The following is an 18,379-nucleotide window of genomic DNA, read 5'->3' as shown; positions in this document are numbered from 1 at the left end:
GGTTACTTGTTCTCCGAATCGGTGGGACGGGCGTGGCTGACGGCGGGCTCGTTGCCGCCCAGCAGCAGGTACAGGACCGCCATGCGGGTGTGGACGCCGTTGGCGACCTGCTCGACGACCGTGCAGCGGTCGGAGTCGGCGACCTCGGCGGTGATCTCCATGCCGCGGACCATCGGGCCGGGGTGCATGACGATGCCGTGTTCCGGCATCTTGGCCATGCGCTCGCCGTCGAGCCCGTAGCGCCGCGAGTACTCGCGCTCGGTCGGGAAGAAGGCGGCGTTCATGCGTTCGCGCTGCACACGCAGCATCATCACCGCGTCGGACTTCGGCAGCACGGCGTCCAGGTCGTACGACACGTCGCAGGTCCAGTGCTCGACGCCGACCGGGAGCAGCGTCGGCGGGGCCACCAGGGTGACCTCGGCGCCCAGCGTGTGCAGCAGGTCGACGTTGGAGCGGGCCACCCGGCTGTGCAGCACGTCGCCGACGAGGGTGATGCGCTTGCCGGCCAGGTCCTGGCCGAGCGCGTCCTTGCCGACGAGGCGGCGGCGCATGGTGAACGCGTCGAGCAGCGCCTGGGTGGGGTGCTGGTGGGTGCCGTCGCCCGCGTTGATGACGGGGGCGTCGATCCAGCCGGAGGTGGCCAGGCGGTAGGGGGCGCCCGACGCGCTGTGCCGGATGACGACGGCGTCGACGCCCATCGCCTCCAGGGTCTGCGCGGTGTCCTTCAGGGACTCGCCCTTGGAGACGCTCGACCCCTTGGCGGCGAAGTTGATCACATCGGCCGACAGGCGCTTCTCGGCGGCCTCGAAGGAGATCCGGGTGCGGGTGGAGTCCTCGAAGAAGAGGTTGCAGATCGTCCGGCCGCGCAGCGCGGGGAGCTTCTTTATCGGCCGGTCGGAGACGCGGGCCATCTCCTCGGCGGTGTCGAGGACGAGGACGGCGTCGTCGCGGGTGAGGTCGGCGGCCGAGATGAGGTGACGCATCATCGGGGGGTTCTCCAGGTGTGGTGGAGGTTTGGGCATGCGGGCGCGCAGAAGCAGGCCGTACGGGTCCGGGTCGGCCGTACGGAGTCGGGTGGGGCCTACTGCTCGCCGGCCGGGGCGGTCTGCTTGACACCGAGCAGCACGGCGTCGCGGCCGTCCTCCTCGGCGAGCTGGACCTTGACCGTCTCCCGCAGCGACGTGGGGAGGTTCTTGCCGACGTAGTCGGCGCGGATCGGGAGTTCGCGGTGGCCTCGGTCGACGAGGACCGCGAGCTGGACGGCGCGGGGGCGGCCGATGTCGCCGAGCGCGTCGAGGGCGGCGCGGATGGTGCGGCCGGAGAAGAGCACGTCGTCGACGAGGACGACCAGGCGGCCGTCGACGTCGCCGGGGATCTCGGTGCGGCCGAGCGCCCGGGCGGGCTTCATCCGCAGGTCGTCGCGGTACATGGTGATGTCGAGGGAGCCGACCGGGGTCTTGCGGCCGGTGATCTCCTCCAGCTTCACGGCGAGCCGCTCGGCCAGGAAGACGCCGCGGGTCGGGATGCCGAGGAGCACCACGTCGTCGGCGCCCTTGGCGCGTTCGACGATCTCGTGGGCGATACGGGTCAGGACGCGGGCGATGTCGGGGCCTTCGAGAACGGGCCGCGCCGCATCGGGGTGCGCCGGATCCTGCTGATTCTGCGGATGCTGCGTGTCCATATGAAACGGACCTCCTTCTCCGCCTCACGGGACGGACCTTAAAGGACGTCGGAATTGCGTGACCAACGGTACCAGGGGCCAGGAGGCACCCGACACCGGGCCATCACTCGAACGGGTGAGTGCGCCCAACGAATCGCCGTGACCTGTATGGCCCGGCCCGCGCGGAGTCTGTCACTCCTGCGGGGTGAGGGTGTGGACCATTCGGCTTGACGCGGCCAAGTAACGCTGCGTAACCTCACAGTGAGTTACAGCCGCGCGGCGGAGCCGCACGTTGTCACAGCGTCCGGGGAGCTATATGTCCAGCGAATACGCAAAACAGCTCGGGGCCAAGCTCCGCGCCATCCGCACCCAGCAGGGCCTCTCCCTCCACGGTGTGGAGGAGAAGTCCCAGGGCCGCTGGAAGGCCGTCGTGGTCGGCTCGTACGAGCGCGGCGACCGTGCCGTGACCGTACAGCGCCTTGCCGAGCTGGCGGACTTCTACGGCGTTCCGGTGCAGGAGTTGCTGCCGGGCACCACGCCGGGCGGGGCCGCCGAGCCGCCGCCGAAGCTGGTCCTCGACCTTGAGCGCCTCGCGCACGTCCCGCCGGAGAAGGCGGGCCCGCTGCAGCGTTACGCGGCGACCATCCAGTCGCAGCGAGGCGACTACAACGGCAAGGTCCTCTCGATCCGCCAGGACGACCTGCGCACCCTTGCCGTGATCTACGACCAGTCGCCCTCGGTGCTGACCGAGCAGCTGATCAGCTGGGGCGTCCTGGACGCGGACGCGCGCCGCGCGGTCGCCCACGAAGAGGGCTGACGCCCCTTCAGCAGAAACGTGCCGTCGGCCCGGTGGGAGCACTCCGCTCCCACCGGGCCGACGGCGTTTTCGCATACGGGCCCCACACGAACGCCGAAGGGCCCGCAGCACACGTCGTGCTGCGGGCCCTTCGTAGGCCTTGTCCATACCGGAGGCTAGTCGCGGCGCAGGCTCGGCTTGAGGTCCTTGAAACGGGCGAGCAGCCCGTTCACGAAGGCCGGCGAGTCGTCCGTGGAGAACTCCTTCGCCAGCTGGACGGCCTCGTCGATGACGACCGCGTCGGGCGTCTCGTCCTCCCAGACGAGCTCGTACGCACCGAGCCGCAGGATGTTCCGGTCGACGACCGGCATCCGGTCGAGCGTCCAGCCCACCGCGTACGTGGAGATCAGGTCGTCGATGCGGTCCACGTGGCCCGCGTATCCCTCGACGAGCTGCATCGTGTACTCGGCGACCGGCGGCTGACGGTCGTCGGACCGCGAGTGCCGCACCCAGTCCGCGAGGACCGTCTGCACGGACTCACCGCGCTGGTCGGCCTCGAAGAGGATCTGGAAGGCGCGCTTGCGGGCCTTGTTCCGGGCAGCCACGGTTAGCTGTTCACCCGGCCGAGGTAGTCGCCGGTGCGGGTGTCGACCTTGATCTTCTCACCGGTGGTGATGAAGAGCGGGACACCGATCTCGTAACCGGTCTCCAGGGTGGCCGGCTTGGTGCCGCCGGTGGAGCGGTCGCCCTGGACGCCCGGGTCGGTGTGCTGGATGGTCAGCTCGACGGCGGCGGGAAGCTCGACGTAGAGCACCTCGCCCTCGTGCTGCGCGACCGAGGCGGTGAAGCCCTCGATCAGGAAGTTGGCGGCATCGCCGACAGCCTTGCGGTCGACCATCAGCTGGTCGTACGTGTCCATGTCCATGAAGACGAAGTACTCGCCGTCCATGTACGAGAACTGCATGTCGCGGCGGTCAATGGTGGCCGTCTCGACCTTCACACCGGCGTTGAAGGTCTTGTCGACCACCTTGCCGGAGAGCACGTTCTTGAGCTTGGTGCGCACGAAGGCCGGGCCCTTGCCGGGCTTGACGTGCTGGAACTCGACGACGGACCAGAGCTGGCCTCCGTCGAGCTTGAGCACCAGGCCGTTCTTGAGGTCGTTCGTGGAAGCCACGGTTGCGGAATCTCCTGGACTGAAAGCTGGTGGACGACCGAGGGTACGCACACGGGGCACGTACGCGTGCTAGAGCGCTAGCAGCTCCTTGGTCGTGATGGTGAGTAGCTCGGGGCCGCCGTCCGCCTCGGGGCGTACGACGAGCGTGTCATCGATCCGGACGCCGCCCCGGCCCGGGAGGTGGACCCCCGGTTCGACGGTGACCGGCACGCAAGTGTCCAGTTTACCCATGGCTCCAGGTGCGAGCTGCGGCTCCTCGTCGATTTCGATCCCGACGCCGTGTCCGGTGAGCGGTCCAAAGGCTTCCGCGTGGCCCGCGGCGTCCAGTACCTGGCGGGCCGCGCGGTCCACCGAGCGGTACTCGGCGCCCGGTACCAGGGCCTCCCGGCCGGCTCGCTGGGCTGCGAAAACGGCGTCGTAGAGCTCGATCTGCCAGTCGGCGGGGGTGGTGCCGATCACGAACGTACGGCCGATCTCGCAGCGGTAGCCGCGGTAGGTGGCGCCCAGGCAGACCGAGAGGAAGTCGCCCTCCTCGACCCGTCGGTCGGCCGGGCGGTGGCCGGCCCGGCCGGAGTTGGGGCCGGTGCCGACCGATGTCATGAAGGCGGGCCCGTCCGCGCCGTGGTCGACCAGGCGGCGCTCCAGTTCCAGGGCGAGGTGGCGCTCGGTGCGGCCGACCAGGATCGACTCCAGGAGCTCGCCCAGGGCCTGGTCGGTGATCTCGGCGGCGATGCGCAGACAGGCGATCTCGTCCTCGTCCTTGACCAGGCGGCGCTGCTCGACGGCGCCGCCCAGGTCGCTGAGGAGCAGTCGGGGCGCCACCGAGCCGAGCGCGCGGTGGCGGGCCACGGACAGGTGGTGCTCCTCCACGGCCAGCGAGTCGGCGCCGCTGGCCTGGGCGAGGTCGGCGGCCGCGACGGCGGCGTCGCCGCCGGGGGCGGGCAGCACGGTGAGCCGGAGCTGCTCGTCCAGGTGCCCCTCGATGAGGTCGCCCGACGGTGTACGCGGGCACAGCAGTACGTCCTCGGCCGGGCCGATGAGCAGGACCGCGCCGGGCGGGGCGCCGCCCGTGAGGTAGCGGACGTTGGCCGGACGGGAGACCAGGGCGGCCGCGGAGCCTGCGGCCGCGCAGCGGTCCCGCAGCCAGCCGCGGCGCACCGCGAACACCTCTGACATGACTTGAGCGTATGAGCGGGGGCGGGGTTCGGCCGGTTGTGCGCGTCCGACCGGGGCCGCTCCGTCGGCGGGCCCCCGGAGCTACCAGCTCGGCGGGCTCGCGATCGTTCTGGCCAGGACGTCGTCCAGGAGGCGGGCCGTGGTGGGCACGTCGTACTGGGAGTTGTCGATGATCGGCAGGCCCGAGCCGTACCAGCCGGCCATGCGGCCGTGGATGCCGGCCACCTCCTCGTCCGACAGGCGGCGGTTGCCGCTGCGCTCCGCGTTGCGCTCCAGGACCACTTCGAGGCCCGGGAGGAGCACGACCGGCAGCAGGCCCGGGCCCACGTGCCGCTTCCAGCCGCCGAGGCCGACGACCGGCCGGTCGGGGAACACCGCGTCGTCGAGGATGCACGAGATGTTGTTGGCGAGGAAGTTGCGCGCGGCGAAGCCGCAGGTGCGGCGGGCCAGGCGGTACTGGGCCTCGGAGTGGTCGTTCCAGCCCGACTGGGGGTCGGCGAAGCCCGAGCACACCCATTCGCGTACGTCGTCGAGGCTGATGTGCGCGGTGGGGACGCGGCGGTGCTGCGCCCAGTACCGGGCCACTGTCGTCTTGCCGGCTCCGGCGGGGCCGATGAGCAGCACCGCGAGCGTGGTGGCCCCGGTCCCCTCGGGCCCCTGCGGGATCGGTACCGGGCCGCCGGGCGGCAGCGCGACGTGCCCGGTGGTGTCGCGGGACGGCGGCCGCGCCGAGGCGTGCTGCGGCGCGGGCCCGTGCCAGCCCTGGCCGGGCGGCTGCTGGGTGCCCGCCGTGTGCCGGACCCCGGGGTGGTGGGGAGCCTGGGCCGGGGCGGGCGGCGACTGCGGGTGGGCCGGGAGCTGGGCGGTCGCGGGCCCGGAGCCGGGCGGGGGTCCTGGCTGGTAGGGCGGGGCGCCCGGCGCGGGCGGGGGCACGCCGGGCCTCAGCGGAGCCGTCGCCTCCGGCTCGATGGACTGGGCCCAGTCGTGCGGGGGCTGCCCCGGGGCGTGGGGCGGCGGCAGTGGAGCCCCCCCTGCGTGCTGCATCCGGTGCCACTCCGTCTCGTACAGGCAACTGGCGCTGGTCGGGCGCCCGTCGGTGTGGGGCGGCCCGGTGCAGAACCGTACCTCTCCCGGCCGCCACAGTGTGAACGGCCGGGGAGCGGCGACAGTGCCCGGTCAGCCGAGTTCGTCGGCCAGTTCGTCGGCGAGCGCGCGCAGCGCCAGGCGGTAGGAGCCGATGCCGAAGCCCGCGACGGTGCCGGTGGCGACGGGTGCGATCACCGAGGTGTGGCGGAATTCCTCACGGGCGTACGGGTTCGAGATGTGGACCTCGATGAGCGGCGCGGTCCGCTGGGCGGCCGCGTCGCGCATTCCGTACGAATAGTGGGTGAAGGCGCCCGGGTTGATGACGACCGGGATCCGGCCGTCCGCGGCCTCGTGCAGCCAGCGGATGAGCTCGCCCTCGTCGTTGGTCTCGCGGACCGAGACCTCGAAGCCGAGTTCCTTGCCGAGCGCCTCGCACACCTCGACGAGGCCGGCGTAGGTGGTGGCGCCGTACACGTCGGGCTCGCGGGAGCCGAGGCGGCCGAGGTTGGGGCCGTTGAGGACGAACACCCGCCGGGTCATGCGGAGACCTCGCCGTAGGCGGCGAGCAGCACCGCCGGGTCCGGGCCCTCCAGGACGGCCGGCTTGGCGAGGCCGTCCAGGACGATGAAGCGGAGCAGGTTGCCGCGGGACTTCTTGTCCAGCTTCATGTTCTCCAGGAGCTTGGGCCACTGGTCGCCGCGGTAGGTGAGCGGCAGGCCGACCGACTTCAGGATCGCGCTGTGCCGGTCGGCGGTCGCGTCGTCCAACCGCCCTGCCAGACGGCCGAGTTCGGCCGCGAAGACCAGGCCGACGGAGACGGCCGCGCCGTGCCGCCACTTGTAGCGCTCGTTCTTCTCGATGGCGTGGGCGAGGGTGTGGCCGTAGTTGAGGATCTCGCGCAGACCCGATTCCTTCAGGTCATTGGAGACCACTTCGGCCTTGACCCGGATGGAGCGCTCGATGAGCTCGGCGGTGTGCGGGCCCTCGGGGGTGCGGGCGCCGGCCGGGTCGGCCTCGATGAGGTCGAGGATGACCGGGTCGGCGATGAAGCCGCTCTTGATGACCTCGGCCATGCCCGACACGTAGTCGTTGACGGGCAGCGAGTCGAGCGCGGCCAGGTCGCACAGGACGCCGACGGGCGGGTGGAAGGCACCCACCAGGTTCTTGCCCTCGGCGGTGTTGATGCCCGTCTTGCCGCCGACGGCCGCGTCCACCATGCCGAGCACGGTGGTCGGCACCGAGATCCAGCGCACCCCGCGCAGCCAGGTCGCGGCGACGAAGCCGGCCAGGTCGGTGGTGGCGCCGCCGCCCACGCCGATGACGGCGTCGGTGCGGGTGAAGCCGGACTGGCCGAGCGCCTTCCAGCAGTAGGCGGCGACCTCGGCGGTCTTGGCCTCCTCGGCGTTGGGCACCTGGATGGCGATGGCCTCGTAGCCCGAGGCTGCGAGGTCCTCGCGGATCGCGTCACCGGTACCGGCCAGGGCCTCCGGGTGGATGATCGCGATCCGCCTGGCCTTGTCGCCGATGAGTCCGGCCAGTTCGCCCAGCAGGTTGCGGCCGACGAGCACTTCGTACGGGTCCGTCCCGGCTGTGCCGCCGACCTGGATCCGGGTGGGTGCCTGCTCCGTCATGCGTCCTTCAACTCCAGTGCGTCGAGGACCGCCTGGGCGACCTCTTCGGGGGTGCGCTCGTCGGTCGCGACGACCGCACGGGCGACTTCGGTGTACAGATGGCGCCGCGCGTCCATCAGCTCGCGCCACTGCCGACGCGGGTTGACGGCGAGCAGCGGGCGGGCGGTGTTCAGGCCGACGCGCTTGACCGCCTCCTCGACGTCCATCGAGAGATAGACGACGGGGTGCGGCGCGAGCAGCGCGCGGGTGTCCGCGTCGAGGATCGCGCCGCCGCCGAGCGCGAGCACGCCCGTGTGCTCGGCGAGCGCGGCGCGGACCGCGGCCCGCTCAAGGGCGCGGAAGTGCGGCTCGCCGTCCTCGATGAAGATGTCCGAGATCGCGCGGCCCTCGGCGGCCACGATGTCGGCGTCGGTGTCCCGGTAGGGCACGCCGAGCCGCTCGGCGAGCAGCGCGCCCACGGTGGACTTGCCGGAGCCCATCGGCCCGACCAGGACGACCAGGGGTCCGGCGTTCACCGGATCTGGAGGTTGTCGAGGTAGGAGGTGACGTTGCGGCGGGTCTCGGGCACGCTGTCGCCGCCGAACTTCTCGGCGACGGCGTCCGCGAGGACGAGCGCGACCATGGCCTCGGCGACGATGCCGGCGGCCGGCACGGCACACACGTCGGAGCGCTGGTGGTGCGCCTTGGCGGCCTCGCCGGTGGCGACGTCGATGGTGGCGAGCGCCCGCGGCACGGTGGCGATGGGCTTCATCGCGGCGCGTACGCGCAGCAGTTCACCGGTGGTGAGGCCGCCCTCGGTGCCGCCGGAGCGGCCGGAGGTGCGCTTGACGCCCTCGGCGGTGTTCACGATCTCGTCGTGCGCCTTCGAGCCCGGCACCCGGGCCAGGTCGAAGCCGTCGCCGACCTCGACGCCCTTGATCGCCTGGATGCCCATGAGGGCGGCGGCGAGCCGCGCGTCCAGACGCCGGTCCCAGTGCACGTGCGAACCGAGGCCCACCGGCACGCCGTAGGCGAGCACCTCGACGACTCCTCCGAGGGTGTCGCCGTCCTTGTGGGCCTGGTCGATCTCGGCGACCATCGCCTTCGAGGCGTCCGCGTCCAGGCAGCGCACCGGGTCGGCGTCCAGCTTCTCGACGTCGGCGGGCGTCGGGTAGACGCCGTACGGGGCCTTGGCCGCGGCCAGCTCCACCACGTGGCTGACGATCTCGATGCCGGCCGTCTCCTTCAGGTAGGAGCGGGCCACCGCGCCCAGCGCGACGCGGGCGGCGGTCTCCCGGGCGCTGGCGCGCTCCAGGATCGGCCGTGCCTCGTCGAAGCCGTACTTCTGCATGCCGGCGAGGTCGGCGTGGCCGGGCCTCGGGCGGGTCAGCGGGGCGTTGCGGGCCAGCTCCGCGAGGATCTCCGGGTCCACGGGATCGGCCGACATGACCTGCTCCCACTTGGGCCACTCGGTGTTCCCCACCATGATCGCGACCGGCGAGCCCATAGACAGGCCGTGCCGCACGCCGCCGAGGAAGGTCACCTCGTCACGCTCGAACTTCATGCGGGCGCCGCGTCCATAGCCGAGCCGCCGCCGGGCCAGGTGGTCGGCCACCAGCTCCGTGGTGATCGGCACGCCGGCGGGAAGGCCCTCCAGCGTCGCGACAAGTGCGGGTCCGTGGGACTCCCCAGCGGTCAGCCAGCGCAACCTGCTCAACGGTGCTCCTCATGCTCGCGCGCCTGGAACTGCGACGGCGGGACCGGGTGCGCGGCCCTGGCCCGCCACCCCTGATCCTCCCATGGCCGGAGCGGCGACCCGGCCGGAGGTCCATCTGGCGGACGTGAAAGCCCCTCCGGTGCCCTCTATCGGGCAGCGAGCGCCGCCTCGCCGGCCTTGCGCATCGCTTCGAGCGGAGCCGTGCCGCACCCCGTCATCTGCTCGACTTGGAGCACCGCCTGGTGCACGAGGAGGTCGAGCCCGCCGACGACCGCTCCCCCGCGCCCCGACCAGGCGGCCGCCAGCGCGGTCGGCCAGGGCTCGTACAGGACGTCGAAGAGGGTGCCCGGCCGCTCGGGGACGGCCGCGGCCAGGGTGTCGGTGGTGCCGGCCGGGGTGGTGGCGATGACGAGCGGCGCCTCGAAGGCGTCCGCCGCCCGCGACCAGTCGGCGGTGCGGACGTCGACGCCGAGCCGTTCGCCCCAGCCGCGCATCTCCTCGGCCCGTGCCTCGGAGCGTACGTACGCCGTGACCGGGCCGGTGCAGATCCGGGCGAGCGCGGCGAGCGCCGAGGAGGCGGTCGCGCCCGCGCCGAGGACGGCGGCGGACTCGACCCGGGTCACTCCGCGCTCGCCCAGGGCCGCGATCATGCCGGGGATGTCGGTGTTGTCGCCGAGGCGGCGGCCGTCGTCCGTGAAGACGACGGTGTTGACCGCCTCGACCGAGGCCGCCGTGGAGCTGACGCCGTCGAGCAGCGGGATGATCGCGCGCTTCAGCGGCATCGTGAGCGAGAGGCCCGCCCAGGACGCGTCGAGCCCGTTCACGAACTCCGCGAGCCCGGCCTCGTCGATCTCGAACCGGTCGTACGACCAGTGGCCGAGGCCGAGTTCGGCGTACGCGGCCCGGTGCAGGACCGGGGAGAGCGAGTGCGCGATGGGCGACCCGAGAACGGCCGCCCGGCGCGCGCCCTCACTGGCCGGACTGGGCATTGAACTGTTCCTTCAGCTTGTTGAACTCGGCCAGGGTCTTGGCGAATTCGGTCTTCTTCTCGCCGTCGGTGGCCACGAAGTACATCCAGCCGTCGCCCGTCGGGTTCAACGCGGCGGCCAGCGCGTCGGTGCCGGGGTTGCCGATCGGCCCGGGCGTCAGGCCCCGCCACTTGTAGGTGTTGTACGGGTCCGGGTTGTTGTTGATCTCGGACAAGCCGATCTTGATGTTGCTCTTGCCCGTGAGGTAGTTGTACGCCGAGTCGAACTGGAGCTTCTGGTTGGTCTGGGTGTTGTCCGGCTTGAGGCGGTTGTAGACGACCTCGGCCATCTTGCGGAAGTCGTCGTGGGTCTTGCCCTCCGCCTGCACGAGGCTGGCGACGGTGATGAGCTGCCAGGGGCCGTCCAGGTTGAGCTTCTTGGCCTCGGCGGCCAGGTCCTGCTTGCCGTACTCGGAGCTGGCCCGGTTGACCATCTTCTTCAGTACGTCCTCGGGCTTCATGCCCTTGGCGACCGGGTAGCTCGCCGGGTAGAGGAATCCTTCCAGCGGATCCTTGACGTTCTTGTGGCCCTTGGCCCAGTCGGGCAGGCCCATGCTGTCGGCCTTCTTGAGCGCGATGTCCTTGGTCGTGCCCGCGGTCAGGCCGAGCCGTGTGTCGATCTCCCCGTAGACCCAGGAGTTGCGTTTGCCTTCGGGAATGATGAGGGAGTTGCGGCTGGTCGGATTGAGCATGAGCTTGACCGCGCTGGCCGCGGACATGCCCTTCTTCAACGTGTAGGCGCCGGCCTGGATCGTCTTGCCCTTGGGGTCGTCGTTCTGGGCCTGGACGAAGGCGTCGATGCTCTTGACGACACCGGCCTGCTTGAGGAGCTGGCCGATCTCGGAGCCGCCGGCACCGGTCGGGATCTCGACGGTGACGGTCTCGCTGGTGCCCTCGCCCGCGTAGTCGGGGGCCGCGCCGAACTTCTTCTGGTAGAAGTCGTAGCCCACGTAGCCGACTCCGCCGCCGACGACGGCGAAGATCACCGCGAGGACCAGGCAGGCGCGCCCGCTCTTGCCCTTCTTCTTGGTCTTGCCGCGCCGGTCGCGGCCACCGCCGGCGCTGCGGCGGGACTCGCGCGGCTCGTCTTCTTCGCGTTCGCCATCGTCAGTTCCGGTGAAGAAGGGGTGGTTCTCCTCCTTCGGCCCGGCGTCCCACTCGTGGCCCTGCTCCGGCACCTCGGGCACGGTGGGCGCCTGCCGCTGGCCGGGCGGCTGCGGCGGCGGGTAGGCCTCGGGGGTGCCGTAGGGGTCGTGGCCCTCGTCGGCGTAGCCGTTGTTGTACGGGTCGGGCTGCTGGCCCGCGTACGGCATGGCGGCCTGCTGGCCCGTGGTGGTGTCCCAGCCCCCGTTGAACTGCTGGGGCTGCTGGGGCTGGGCCGCGTACTGGTCCGCGTACTGTTGCTGGGGGTAGCCCTGCTGGGGCTGTTCGACGTAGCCCTGCTGGGGCGGCTGGTCGGCGTACTGCGGCTGGGGCGCGTACGGGTCCTGGGGCTGCTGCGGGTAGTACTGCTGCTGAGGGTGCTGCTGGTACTGCTGCTGCGGCTGCTGCGCTTGGCCGCCGTACGGAGCCTGACCGGAGGCAGCCTGCTGCGCTCCCCACCCCTGGTCCCCGTAGAGGGGATCCTCTGGGTGCCACGGTTCGGAGCCTGCGCCCCGGCCATACTCAGTCATCGGTCCCCTAGAGCCGCGAGGCATCCGGACGGTCCGCCTCTTTTGCTGTGCGGTGACTGTTCGAATGCCTCCGCATCGGCCGGAACGTTACCGTATCGCGATCAGATAACCACTTCGACGCCTTCGCCGGGTGGGTTACCCGACACCCGTTCGGCCTCAAGCGCGTTCTGCAGGATGATCACGGCGGCCGCTTGGTCGATGACGGAACGTCCCTTCTTGGACTTCACGCCGGAGGCGCGCAGCCCCTGGCTCGCAGTGACCGTCGTCATCCGTTCGTCGACGAGCCGCACCCCGATCGGGGCGATGCCGCGCGCCAACTCCTGGGTGAACAGCCGGACTTTGGCCGCGGCCGGGCCCTCGCCCCCGTTGAGGGAGCGGGGCAGTCCGACGACCACCTCGATGGGTTCGTACTCCTCGACGAGCTGCCGCAGCCGCCGGTGGGCGGCCGGGACATCGCGTCCCGGCACGGTCTCCACCGGCGTGGCGAGCACCCCGTCGGGGTCGCACGAGGCGACCCCGATCCGGGCGTCGCCGACATCGATCGCCAGCCGGCGTCCTCGGCGCATCAGGCACCTGCCCGATCGTTCGCTTCTCCGACCGCGCGGCGCAGAGCCGCGGGCGTCGTCGTCGGCTGCGGCCCGGCGGCCGCGCTCTCGTCGTTCACGAGGTCTCGGCCACCTGGCGCTCGACGGCGTCGATCGCGTCGCCGATCGCGTCCGGGTTCTGGCCGCCGCCCTGGGCGACGTCCGGCTTGCCGCCACCGCCGCCGCCGAGGGTCTTGGCGGCGGTACGGACCAGCTCACCGGCCTTGAGACCGCGCTCGCGGGCGGCCTCGTTGGTGGCGATGACGGTCACCGGGCGGCCATTGGCCGTGGTGAACAGGGCCACGACCGCGGGGCGGTCGCCCGCCCCCGACAATTGATCCAGTCGGCCGCGCACGTCCAGGACCAGCTTGCGCAGGTCGTCGGCCGAGGTGCCGTCCGGCACCTGGCCGGTGACAAGGGCCGTACCGCGGACATCCTTGGCGGAGTCGACCAGACCGGCGGCGGCCTGGAGCACCTTCTCCGCGCGGAACTTCTCGATCTCCTTCTCGGCGTCCTTCAGCTTGCCGAGCATGGCGGAGATCTTCTCCGGAAGCTCCTCGGGACGCCCCTTGACCAGCTCCTGGAGCTGGGCGACGACCGTGTGCTCACGGGCCAGGAAGTTGTACGCGTCGACGCCGACCAGCGCCTCGATGCGGCGCACGCCCGAGCCGATGGACGACTCGCCGAGCAGCTTCACCAGGCCCAGCTGGGCGGTGTTGTGGACGTGGGTGCCGCCGCACAGCTCCTTGGAGAAGTCGCCGATGGTGACGACGCGGACCCGCTCGCCGTACTTCTCGCCGAACTCGGCGATGGCGCCCTGCTTCTTGGCCTCGTCGATCGACATGACCTCGGCCTGCACGTCCAGTTCGCGGGCGAGCACCTCGTTGATCTTCTGCTCGACGTCGGTGAGGACCGTGCCGGGAACGGCGGCGGGCGACCCGAAGTCGAAGCGGAAGCGGCCCGGCGAGTTCTCGGAGCCGGCCTGGGCGGCCGTCGGGCCGAGCGCGTCGCGCAGCGCCTGGTGGGTGAGGTGGGTCGCGGAGTGGGCGCGGGCGATCGCGCGGCGGCGCTTGGTGTCGATGGCGGCGTACGCGGACGCGCCGACCGTCACCTCGCCGACCTGGACGACGCCCTTGTGCACGTGGACGCCGGGGACCGGCTTCTGCACGTCGCGGATCTCGATGACGGCGCCGGTGTCGAGCCTGATCCGGCCCTGGTCGGCGAGCTGGCCGCCGCCTTCGGCGTAGAACGGGGTGCGGTCGAGGACGACCTCGACCTCGTCGCCCTCGGTGGCGGCGGGCGAGGGCACTCCGTCGACGAGCAGGCCGACGATGGTCGACTCGTTCTCGGTGGAGGCGTAGCCGGTGAAGTCGGTCTCGCCGGAGGCGTCGGCCACCTCGCGGTAGGCGGACAGGTCGGCGTGGCCGGTCTTCTTGGCGCGCGCGTCCGCCTTGGCCTGGTCGCGCTGCTGCTTCATCAGGCGACGGAAGCCGTCCTCGTCCACGGTCAGGCCCTGTTCGGCGGCCATCTCCAGGGTGAGGTCGATCGGGAAGCCCCAGGTGTCGTGGAGCAGGAACGCCTTGTCGCCTGCCAGGACCGTGCCACCGGTGGCCTTGGTCTCGGTGATGGCGGTGTCCAGGATGTTGGTGCCGCCGCGCAGCGCCTTGAGGAAGGCGGCCTCCTCGGCGAGGGCGACCGTCTCGATGCGCTTGCGGTCGGTGACGAGCTCCGGGTACTGCTGGCCCATCGTCTTGATGACGACGTCGATCAGGTCCTGGACGACCGGGCCGGTGGCGCCCATGAGGCGCATGTTGCGGATGGCGCGGCGCATGATGCGGCGCAGCACATAGCCGCGGCCCTCGTTGCCCGGGGTGACACCGTCGCCGATGAGCATGACGGACGTACGGATGTGGTCGGCGACGACGCGCATCGAGACGTCGGACTCGTGCTTGTCGCCGTAGCGGACGCCGGTCAGCTCGGTGGCCTTGTCCATGACGACGCGCAGGGTGTCGGTCTCGTACATGTTCTGTACGCCCTGCAGGATCATCGCGAGGCGTTCGAGACCCAGACCGGTGTCGATGTTCTTGGAGGGCAGGTCGCCGAGGATCGGGAAGTCCTCCTTGTTCTCCCCGGCGCCGCGCTCGTACTGCATGAAGACCAGGTTCCAGATCTCCACGTACCGCTCGTCGTTGACGGCGGGGCCGCCCTCGGCGCCGAACTCGGGGCCGCGGTCGTAGTTGATCTCGGAGCAGGGGCCGCACGGTCCGGGCACGCCCATGGACCAGAAGTTGTCCTTCTTGCCCAGACGCTGGATGCGCTCGGCGGGCACGCCGATCACGTCGCGCCAGATGGTCTCGGCCTCGTCGTCGTCGAGGTAGACCGTGATCCAGAGCTTCTCGGGCTCCAGGCCGTAGCCGCCGTCCGCCACGGAGCTGGTGAGCAGCTCCCAGGCGTACTTGATGGCGCCTTCCTTGAAGTAGTCCCCGAAGGAGAAGTTGCCGCACATCTGGAAGAACGTGCCGTGCCGGGTGGTCTTGCCGACCTCTTCGATGTCGGGGGTGCGCACGCACTTCTGCACGCTGGTGGCGCGCGGCGCGGGCGGCTTGGTCTCACCGAGGAAGTACGGCTTGAAGGGGACCATGCCCGCGTTGACGAGCAGCAGAGTCGGGTCGTCCGCGATGAGCGACGCCGAAGGGACGACGGTGTGCCCGCGCTCCTCGAAGAAGCTCAGCCAGCGGCGGCGAATCTCGGCCGACTCCATCAGTGGTCCTCATTCCGGTTGTACGAATGCTTGGTGTGCTGCTGTTGTGTGGTCTCGACGGCGACGAGGCGGCGCTGCGCGGGAAGTTCGCGCGGCGGCTCGCTCTCGGCGATGCCCAGGACGTCGTTGAGTTCGGCCTCGCGCTGCGCCATGCCGGACTTGATGTCGAGGGCGAAGTCCTTGAGCCGGTGGCCGGCCTCGACCGCCTTGTCGGCGGTGCGCGCGGCCAGGCTCTCCGGGGTGAGCTGTTTCAGCTTCCGGTTCACCTTGGTGGTGGCCCAGACTCCGGCGGCAGCGCCCGCGGTGAACCAGAACGTACGGCGGAACATCGCAGCGTCAGCCCTTTCGCTTGGAGCGCCGCGCGGACGGCACGGTCCGCCCGACGATCACGTTACGGCGGCTCTCCCGAGCGGGCACATCGGCGGGAGCCGCGCCCTTGCGCCCGATGGCCCGGCGCACCCCGTACCCGAAGGCGGCCACCTTCACCAGCGGACCGCCGAAGGTCGAGGCGACGGTGGTGGAGAGCGCGGACGCGTTGGAGGTGACCTCCTGGACGTCCGAGGCGATGGCGTCGACCCGGTCCAGCTGGGTCTGGGCGGAGCGCACCGCGGTGGACGCGTCCGCGAGCAGGGGGACGGCCTGGTCGGTGACGTCCGCGACCAGCTTGGTCGTCGCCTTCAGCGTCTGGGCCAGCCTCACGAGAACGACCGCGAGGAAGGACACCAGAATCGCCCAGAAGACGGCCACCAGGATCCCGGCCACCTCTCCACCGGACACTTGCACCGCTCCCCGCAACCCGTCGGAACTCGAAAACCTCGAAAAAGGTCGTCCTCCGACCCTATCGCGCCGGGGATGGCTTCCCGTACCGCATTCCGGGCCGCCACAAGCGGAGTGGCGCAAGCCGATTGTACGCAGTGCACACCCCTGGGTACGCTGCGTGTTCCATGCGCTCCCAGCTGCCCGCAGAGTTGAACCGTTTCGTCGGGCGAGACCGAGAACTGGACCGCCTGGACCGCCTGCTCCGAGAGGCGCGCATGGTCACCGTGACCGGCGTCGGCGGGGTCGGCAAGACTCGTCTCGCGCTGCGGGCCGCGGCCGCCGTGGCCGAGCAGGAACGGTACTGCGACGGGGTCCGGCTGGTCGAGCTGTCCGCTCTGACCGATCCGGGCCTGCTCGACCACGCGGTCGTCGAGGCGCTCGGCCTGACCGATCACACGGCGAGACCGCCACGCCGACTGCTGCTCGACCACCTCGCCGAGCGCCGACTGCTGCTGGTGGTCGACGGGTTCGAGCAGCTGGTGGACTCCTGCGCCGAGCTCTTACGGGACCTGCTGCGCGCCTCCCCCGGCCTCACAGTCCTCGCCGCGGGGCGGCTGCCGCTCAGGATCGACGGCGAGCAGGTGTTCACGCTGGCCCCGATGTGCGACGAGGACGCGCTGCGGCTCTTCGCGGAGCGCGCGGCCGGCGCCCGGGCCGGCGAGCTGCCGGCCGAGGGGTACGGGGTGGCTGCCGCCGAGCTGTGCCGCCGTCTGGACGGGATTCCGCTGGCCCTGGAGCTGGCGGCCGGCCGGCTCGGGACGCTCTCGGTGGAGCAGTTGCTGCGCCGCCTGGACGACCGGTTCCGGCTGCTCACCGGGGGCGGCCGCGGGTCGCTCCCCCGCCATCGGACGCTGCGTACGACCATCGGGTGGAGCCACGAGCTGTGCACGGCGGCGCAGCGGCTGCTGTGGGCGCGGCTCTCGGTGTTCGCCGGGGCCTTCGACCTGGAGGCCGTCGAGTACATCTGTGTGGGCGCCGAGCTGCCGCAGGAGGAGGTGCTCGACGTCCTGGGAGAGCTCCTCGACCAGTCGGTGGTGACGCGCGAGGACGGCCCCTTCGGCATCCGCTACCGGCTGCTCGACACGGTCCGCGAGTACGGCGGCGAGTGGCTGGCGGCGACGGGCGACGCGGACCGGCTGCACCGGCGCCACCGCGACTGGTACCTGGGGCTCGCCACCTGGTGCGAGCTGGAGTGGTTCAGTCCCCGCCAGGCCGAGGTGGCCGCGCGCGTGGAGGGCGAACTGCCCAATCTGCGCGCCGCGATGGAGTTCTCGCTCGGCTCGCCCGAGGACGCGCACCTGGCCCAGTACCTGGCGGGCACGCTCTGGTTCTACTGGGCCGGCTGCGGGCGTCTCGCGGAGGGGCGGCACTGGCTGGCCCAGGTCCTGGACGCCGAGTGTGAGCGCGACGGTTCGCGCCTCAAGGCGCTGTGGGTGCTCGGCTATGTGGCGGTGCTGCAGGGCGACGCGGTGGCGGCGATCGCCGCGCTGCAGGAGTGCCGTGAGGAGGCCGAGCTGCGCGGCGATGCGGTGGCAGCGGCGTACGCCGTGCACCGCACCGGCTGCCTGGCCCTGGTCACCGACGACATGCCGCGCGCCGAGGAGCTGCTGCGTCAGGCCCTGGCCGAGTACGAGGAGGTCGGCGAGCTCAACAGCAACGTGCTGATGGGCCGGGTCGAGATGGCGATGGCGGTGGGCTTCCGCGGTCGGCTGGACGAGGCCGTCTCGGTCTGCGAGCAGGTCGTGGAGGTCTGCGAGGACCACGGTGAGCGCTGGGCCCGCGCCTATGCGCTGTACGTCCTGGCGTACGCGGCCTGGTACGGCGGCGATCCGTCCCGCGCGCGCGAGCTGCTGCGGGAGACCCTCTCGGTCGGTCACGCCTTCCACGATCTGGTGGGGACGGTGCTCACCCTGGAGATGCTGGCGCTCGTGGAGGTGGACAGCGGGGATCCGGCGGAGGCGGCCGTGTTGCAGGGGGCCGCCGAGCGGCTCTGGCCGTCGGTGGGCCTGCCCCTGTTCGGCTCGGCGTACTTCTACGCCGCGCACGTGCTCTGCGAGGAGCGGACCCGCGAGCGGCTCGGGGAGGCGACGTACGAGGAGCACCGGCGGCGCGGCGCCCGGCTCGACCCGGAAACGGCGGTGGCGCGGGCGCTGGGAGGCGGCCAACTGGCCGACGGTGTAAGGGAGTTGGCGCCGGCACGCGAGAAGGGGCGGCCGAACGAGGGAGCCGCTCACGCAGAAGCCCGCCGCCTCCCGCTCCGTGCGGAACGGGGGGACGACGGGCTGAAGCGCTGAGG

Annotated in this window: 17 protein-coding genes and 1 pseudogene; 2 read left to right on the top strand and 16 right to left on the bottom strand. The window is 71.4% G+C overall.

Going from position 1 to position 18,379, the window contains the following annotated elements:
• Positions 1-2 precede the first annotated feature (2 nt).
• On the bottom strand, positions 3-986 hold the full coding sequence (locus tag ACWC2B_RS34405; RefSeq protein ID WP_450723638.1) for an aspartate carbamoyltransferase catalytic subunit: 984 nt from the start codon (positions 984-986) through the stop codon (positions 3-5).
• A 95-nt stretch (positions 987-1,081) separates the two neighbouring features.
• On the bottom strand, positions 1,082-1,681 hold the full coding sequence (gene pyrR / locus ACWC2B_RS34400) for a bifunctional pyr operon transcriptional regulator/uracil phosphoribosyltransferase PyrR (RefSeq protein WP_398881827.1): 600 nt from the start codon (positions 1,679-1,681) through the stop codon (positions 1,082-1,084).
• A 295-nt stretch (positions 1,682-1,976) separates the two neighbouring features.
• Between pyrR and bldD the strand changes: the two genes are divergently transcribed.
• Positions 1,977-2,477, top strand: coding sequence for a transcriptional regulator BldD (bldD, locus tag ACWC2B_RS34395; protein ID WP_014044812.1), 501 nt, complete (start codon positions 1,977-1,979; stop codon positions 2,475-2,477).
• 155 nt (positions 2,478-2,632) lie between these two features.
• Here bldD and nusB read toward each other — a convergent pair whose 3' ends face one another.
• The 14 genes from nusB to ACWC2B_RS34325 all read right to left on the bottom strand — a co-directional run bounded on the left by nusB (position 2,633) and on the right by ACWC2B_RS34325 (position 16,041).
• Positions 2,633-3,061, bottom strand: a complete 429-nt coding sequence (gene nusB / locus ACWC2B_RS34390; protein ID WP_189962228.1) for a transcription antitermination factor NusB — start codon at positions 3,059-3,061, stop codon at positions 2,633-2,635.
• A 2-nt stretch (positions 3,062-3,063) separates the two neighbouring features.
• On the bottom strand, positions 3,064-3,630 hold the full coding sequence (gene efp / locus ACWC2B_RS34385) for an elongation factor P (RefSeq protein WP_030918902.1): 567 nt from the start codon (positions 3,628-3,630) through the stop codon (positions 3,064-3,066).
• Positions 3,631-3,699: 69 nt separating this feature from the next.
• On the bottom strand, positions 3,700-4,806 hold the full coding sequence (locus tag ACWC2B_RS34380) for a M24 family metallopeptidase (RefSeq protein ID WP_450723634.1): 1,107 nt from the start codon (positions 4,804-4,806) through the stop codon (positions 3,700-3,702).
• 81 nt (positions 4,807-4,887) lie between these two features.
• Complete coding sequence (locus ACWC2B_RS34375; RefSeq protein WP_450723632.1) at positions 4,888-5,850, bottom strand: AAA family ATPase; 963 nt, start codon at positions 5,848-5,850, stop codon at positions 4,888-4,890.
• A 132-nt stretch (positions 5,851-5,982) separates the two neighbouring features.
• Positions 5,983-6,432 (bottom strand): type II 3-dehydroquinate dehydratase, encoded by a 450-nt coding sequence (aroQ, locus tag ACWC2B_RS34370; protein WP_053724517.1) that lies wholly within the window; start codon positions 6,430-6,432, stop codon positions 5,983-5,985.
• Entirely contained in the window at positions 6,429-7,523 is a 1,095-nt protein-coding gene (gene aroB, locus ACWC2B_RS34365) for a 3-dehydroquinate synthase (RefSeq protein WP_450723630.1), read from the bottom strand. Before aroB ends, aroQ begins: the two co-directional genes overlap by 4 nt.
• A complete protein-coding gene (locus ACWC2B_RS34360) occupies positions 7,520-8,038 on the bottom strand; it encodes a shikimate kinase (protein WP_450723628.1) in 519 nt (172 codons plus the stop codon). The genes aroB and ACWC2B_RS34360 overlap by 4 nt, the downstream gene beginning before the upstream one ends.
• Complete coding sequence (aroC, locus tag ACWC2B_RS34355; protein ID WP_450723626.1) at positions 8,035-9,219, bottom strand: chorismate synthase; 1,185 nt, start codon at positions 9,217-9,219, stop codon at positions 8,035-8,037. Before aroC ends, ACWC2B_RS34360 begins: the two co-directional genes overlap by 4 nt.
• Before the next feature lie 146 nt (positions 9,220-9,365).
• Complete coding sequence (locus ACWC2B_RS34350; RefSeq protein ID WP_450723624.1) at positions 9,366-10,208, bottom strand: shikimate dehydrogenase; 843 nt, start codon at positions 10,206-10,208, stop codon at positions 9,366-9,368.
• Positions 10,189-11,919 (bottom strand): endolytic transglycosylase MltG, encoded by a 1,731-nt coding sequence (gene mltG, locus ACWC2B_RS34345; RefSeq protein ID WP_450723622.1) that lies wholly within the window; start codon positions 11,917-11,919, stop codon positions 10,189-10,191. The genes ACWC2B_RS34350 and mltG overlap by 20 nt, the downstream gene beginning before the upstream one ends.
• Before the next feature lie 101 nt (positions 11,920-12,020).
• The gene (gene ruvX, locus ACWC2B_RS34340; protein ID WP_450723620.1) at positions 12,021-12,485 is read right to left on the bottom strand and encodes a Holliday junction resolvase RuvX; all 465 of its coding nucleotides are present in this window, start codon (positions 12,483-12,485) and stop codon (positions 12,021-12,023) included.
• Positions 12,486-12,579: 94 nt separating this feature from the next.
• Positions 12,580-15,264, bottom strand: coding sequence for an alanine--tRNA ligase (gene alaS / locus ACWC2B_RS34335; RefSeq protein ID WP_450723618.1), 2,685 nt, complete (start codon positions 15,262-15,264; stop codon positions 12,580-12,582).
• Entirely contained in the window at positions 15,264-15,593 is a 330-nt protein-coding gene (locus ACWC2B_RS34330) for a DUF6167 family protein (RefSeq protein ID WP_450723616.1), read from the bottom strand. Before ACWC2B_RS34330 ends, alaS begins: the two co-directional genes overlap by 1 nt.
• Positions 15,594-15,600: 7 nt before the next feature.
• Positions 15,601-16,041, bottom strand: a complete 441-nt coding sequence (locus ACWC2B_RS34325) for a DUF948 domain-containing protein (protein WP_053723652.1) — start codon at positions 16,039-16,041, stop codon at positions 15,601-15,603.
• Between the two features lie 167 nt (positions 16,042-16,208).
• On the opposite strand from ACWC2B_RS34325, the pseudogene ACWC2B_RS34320 reads away from it, so the two are divergent.
• Positions 16,209-18,369, top strand: a pseudogene (locus tag ACWC2B_RS34320) (ATP-binding protein).
• Positions 18,370-18,379 lie beyond the last annotated feature (10 nt).

It is taken from the genome of Streptomyces sp. NPDC001415 (assembly GCF_053597395.1).
This window is presented reverse-complemented; position numbering and strand designations above follow the sequence as displayed.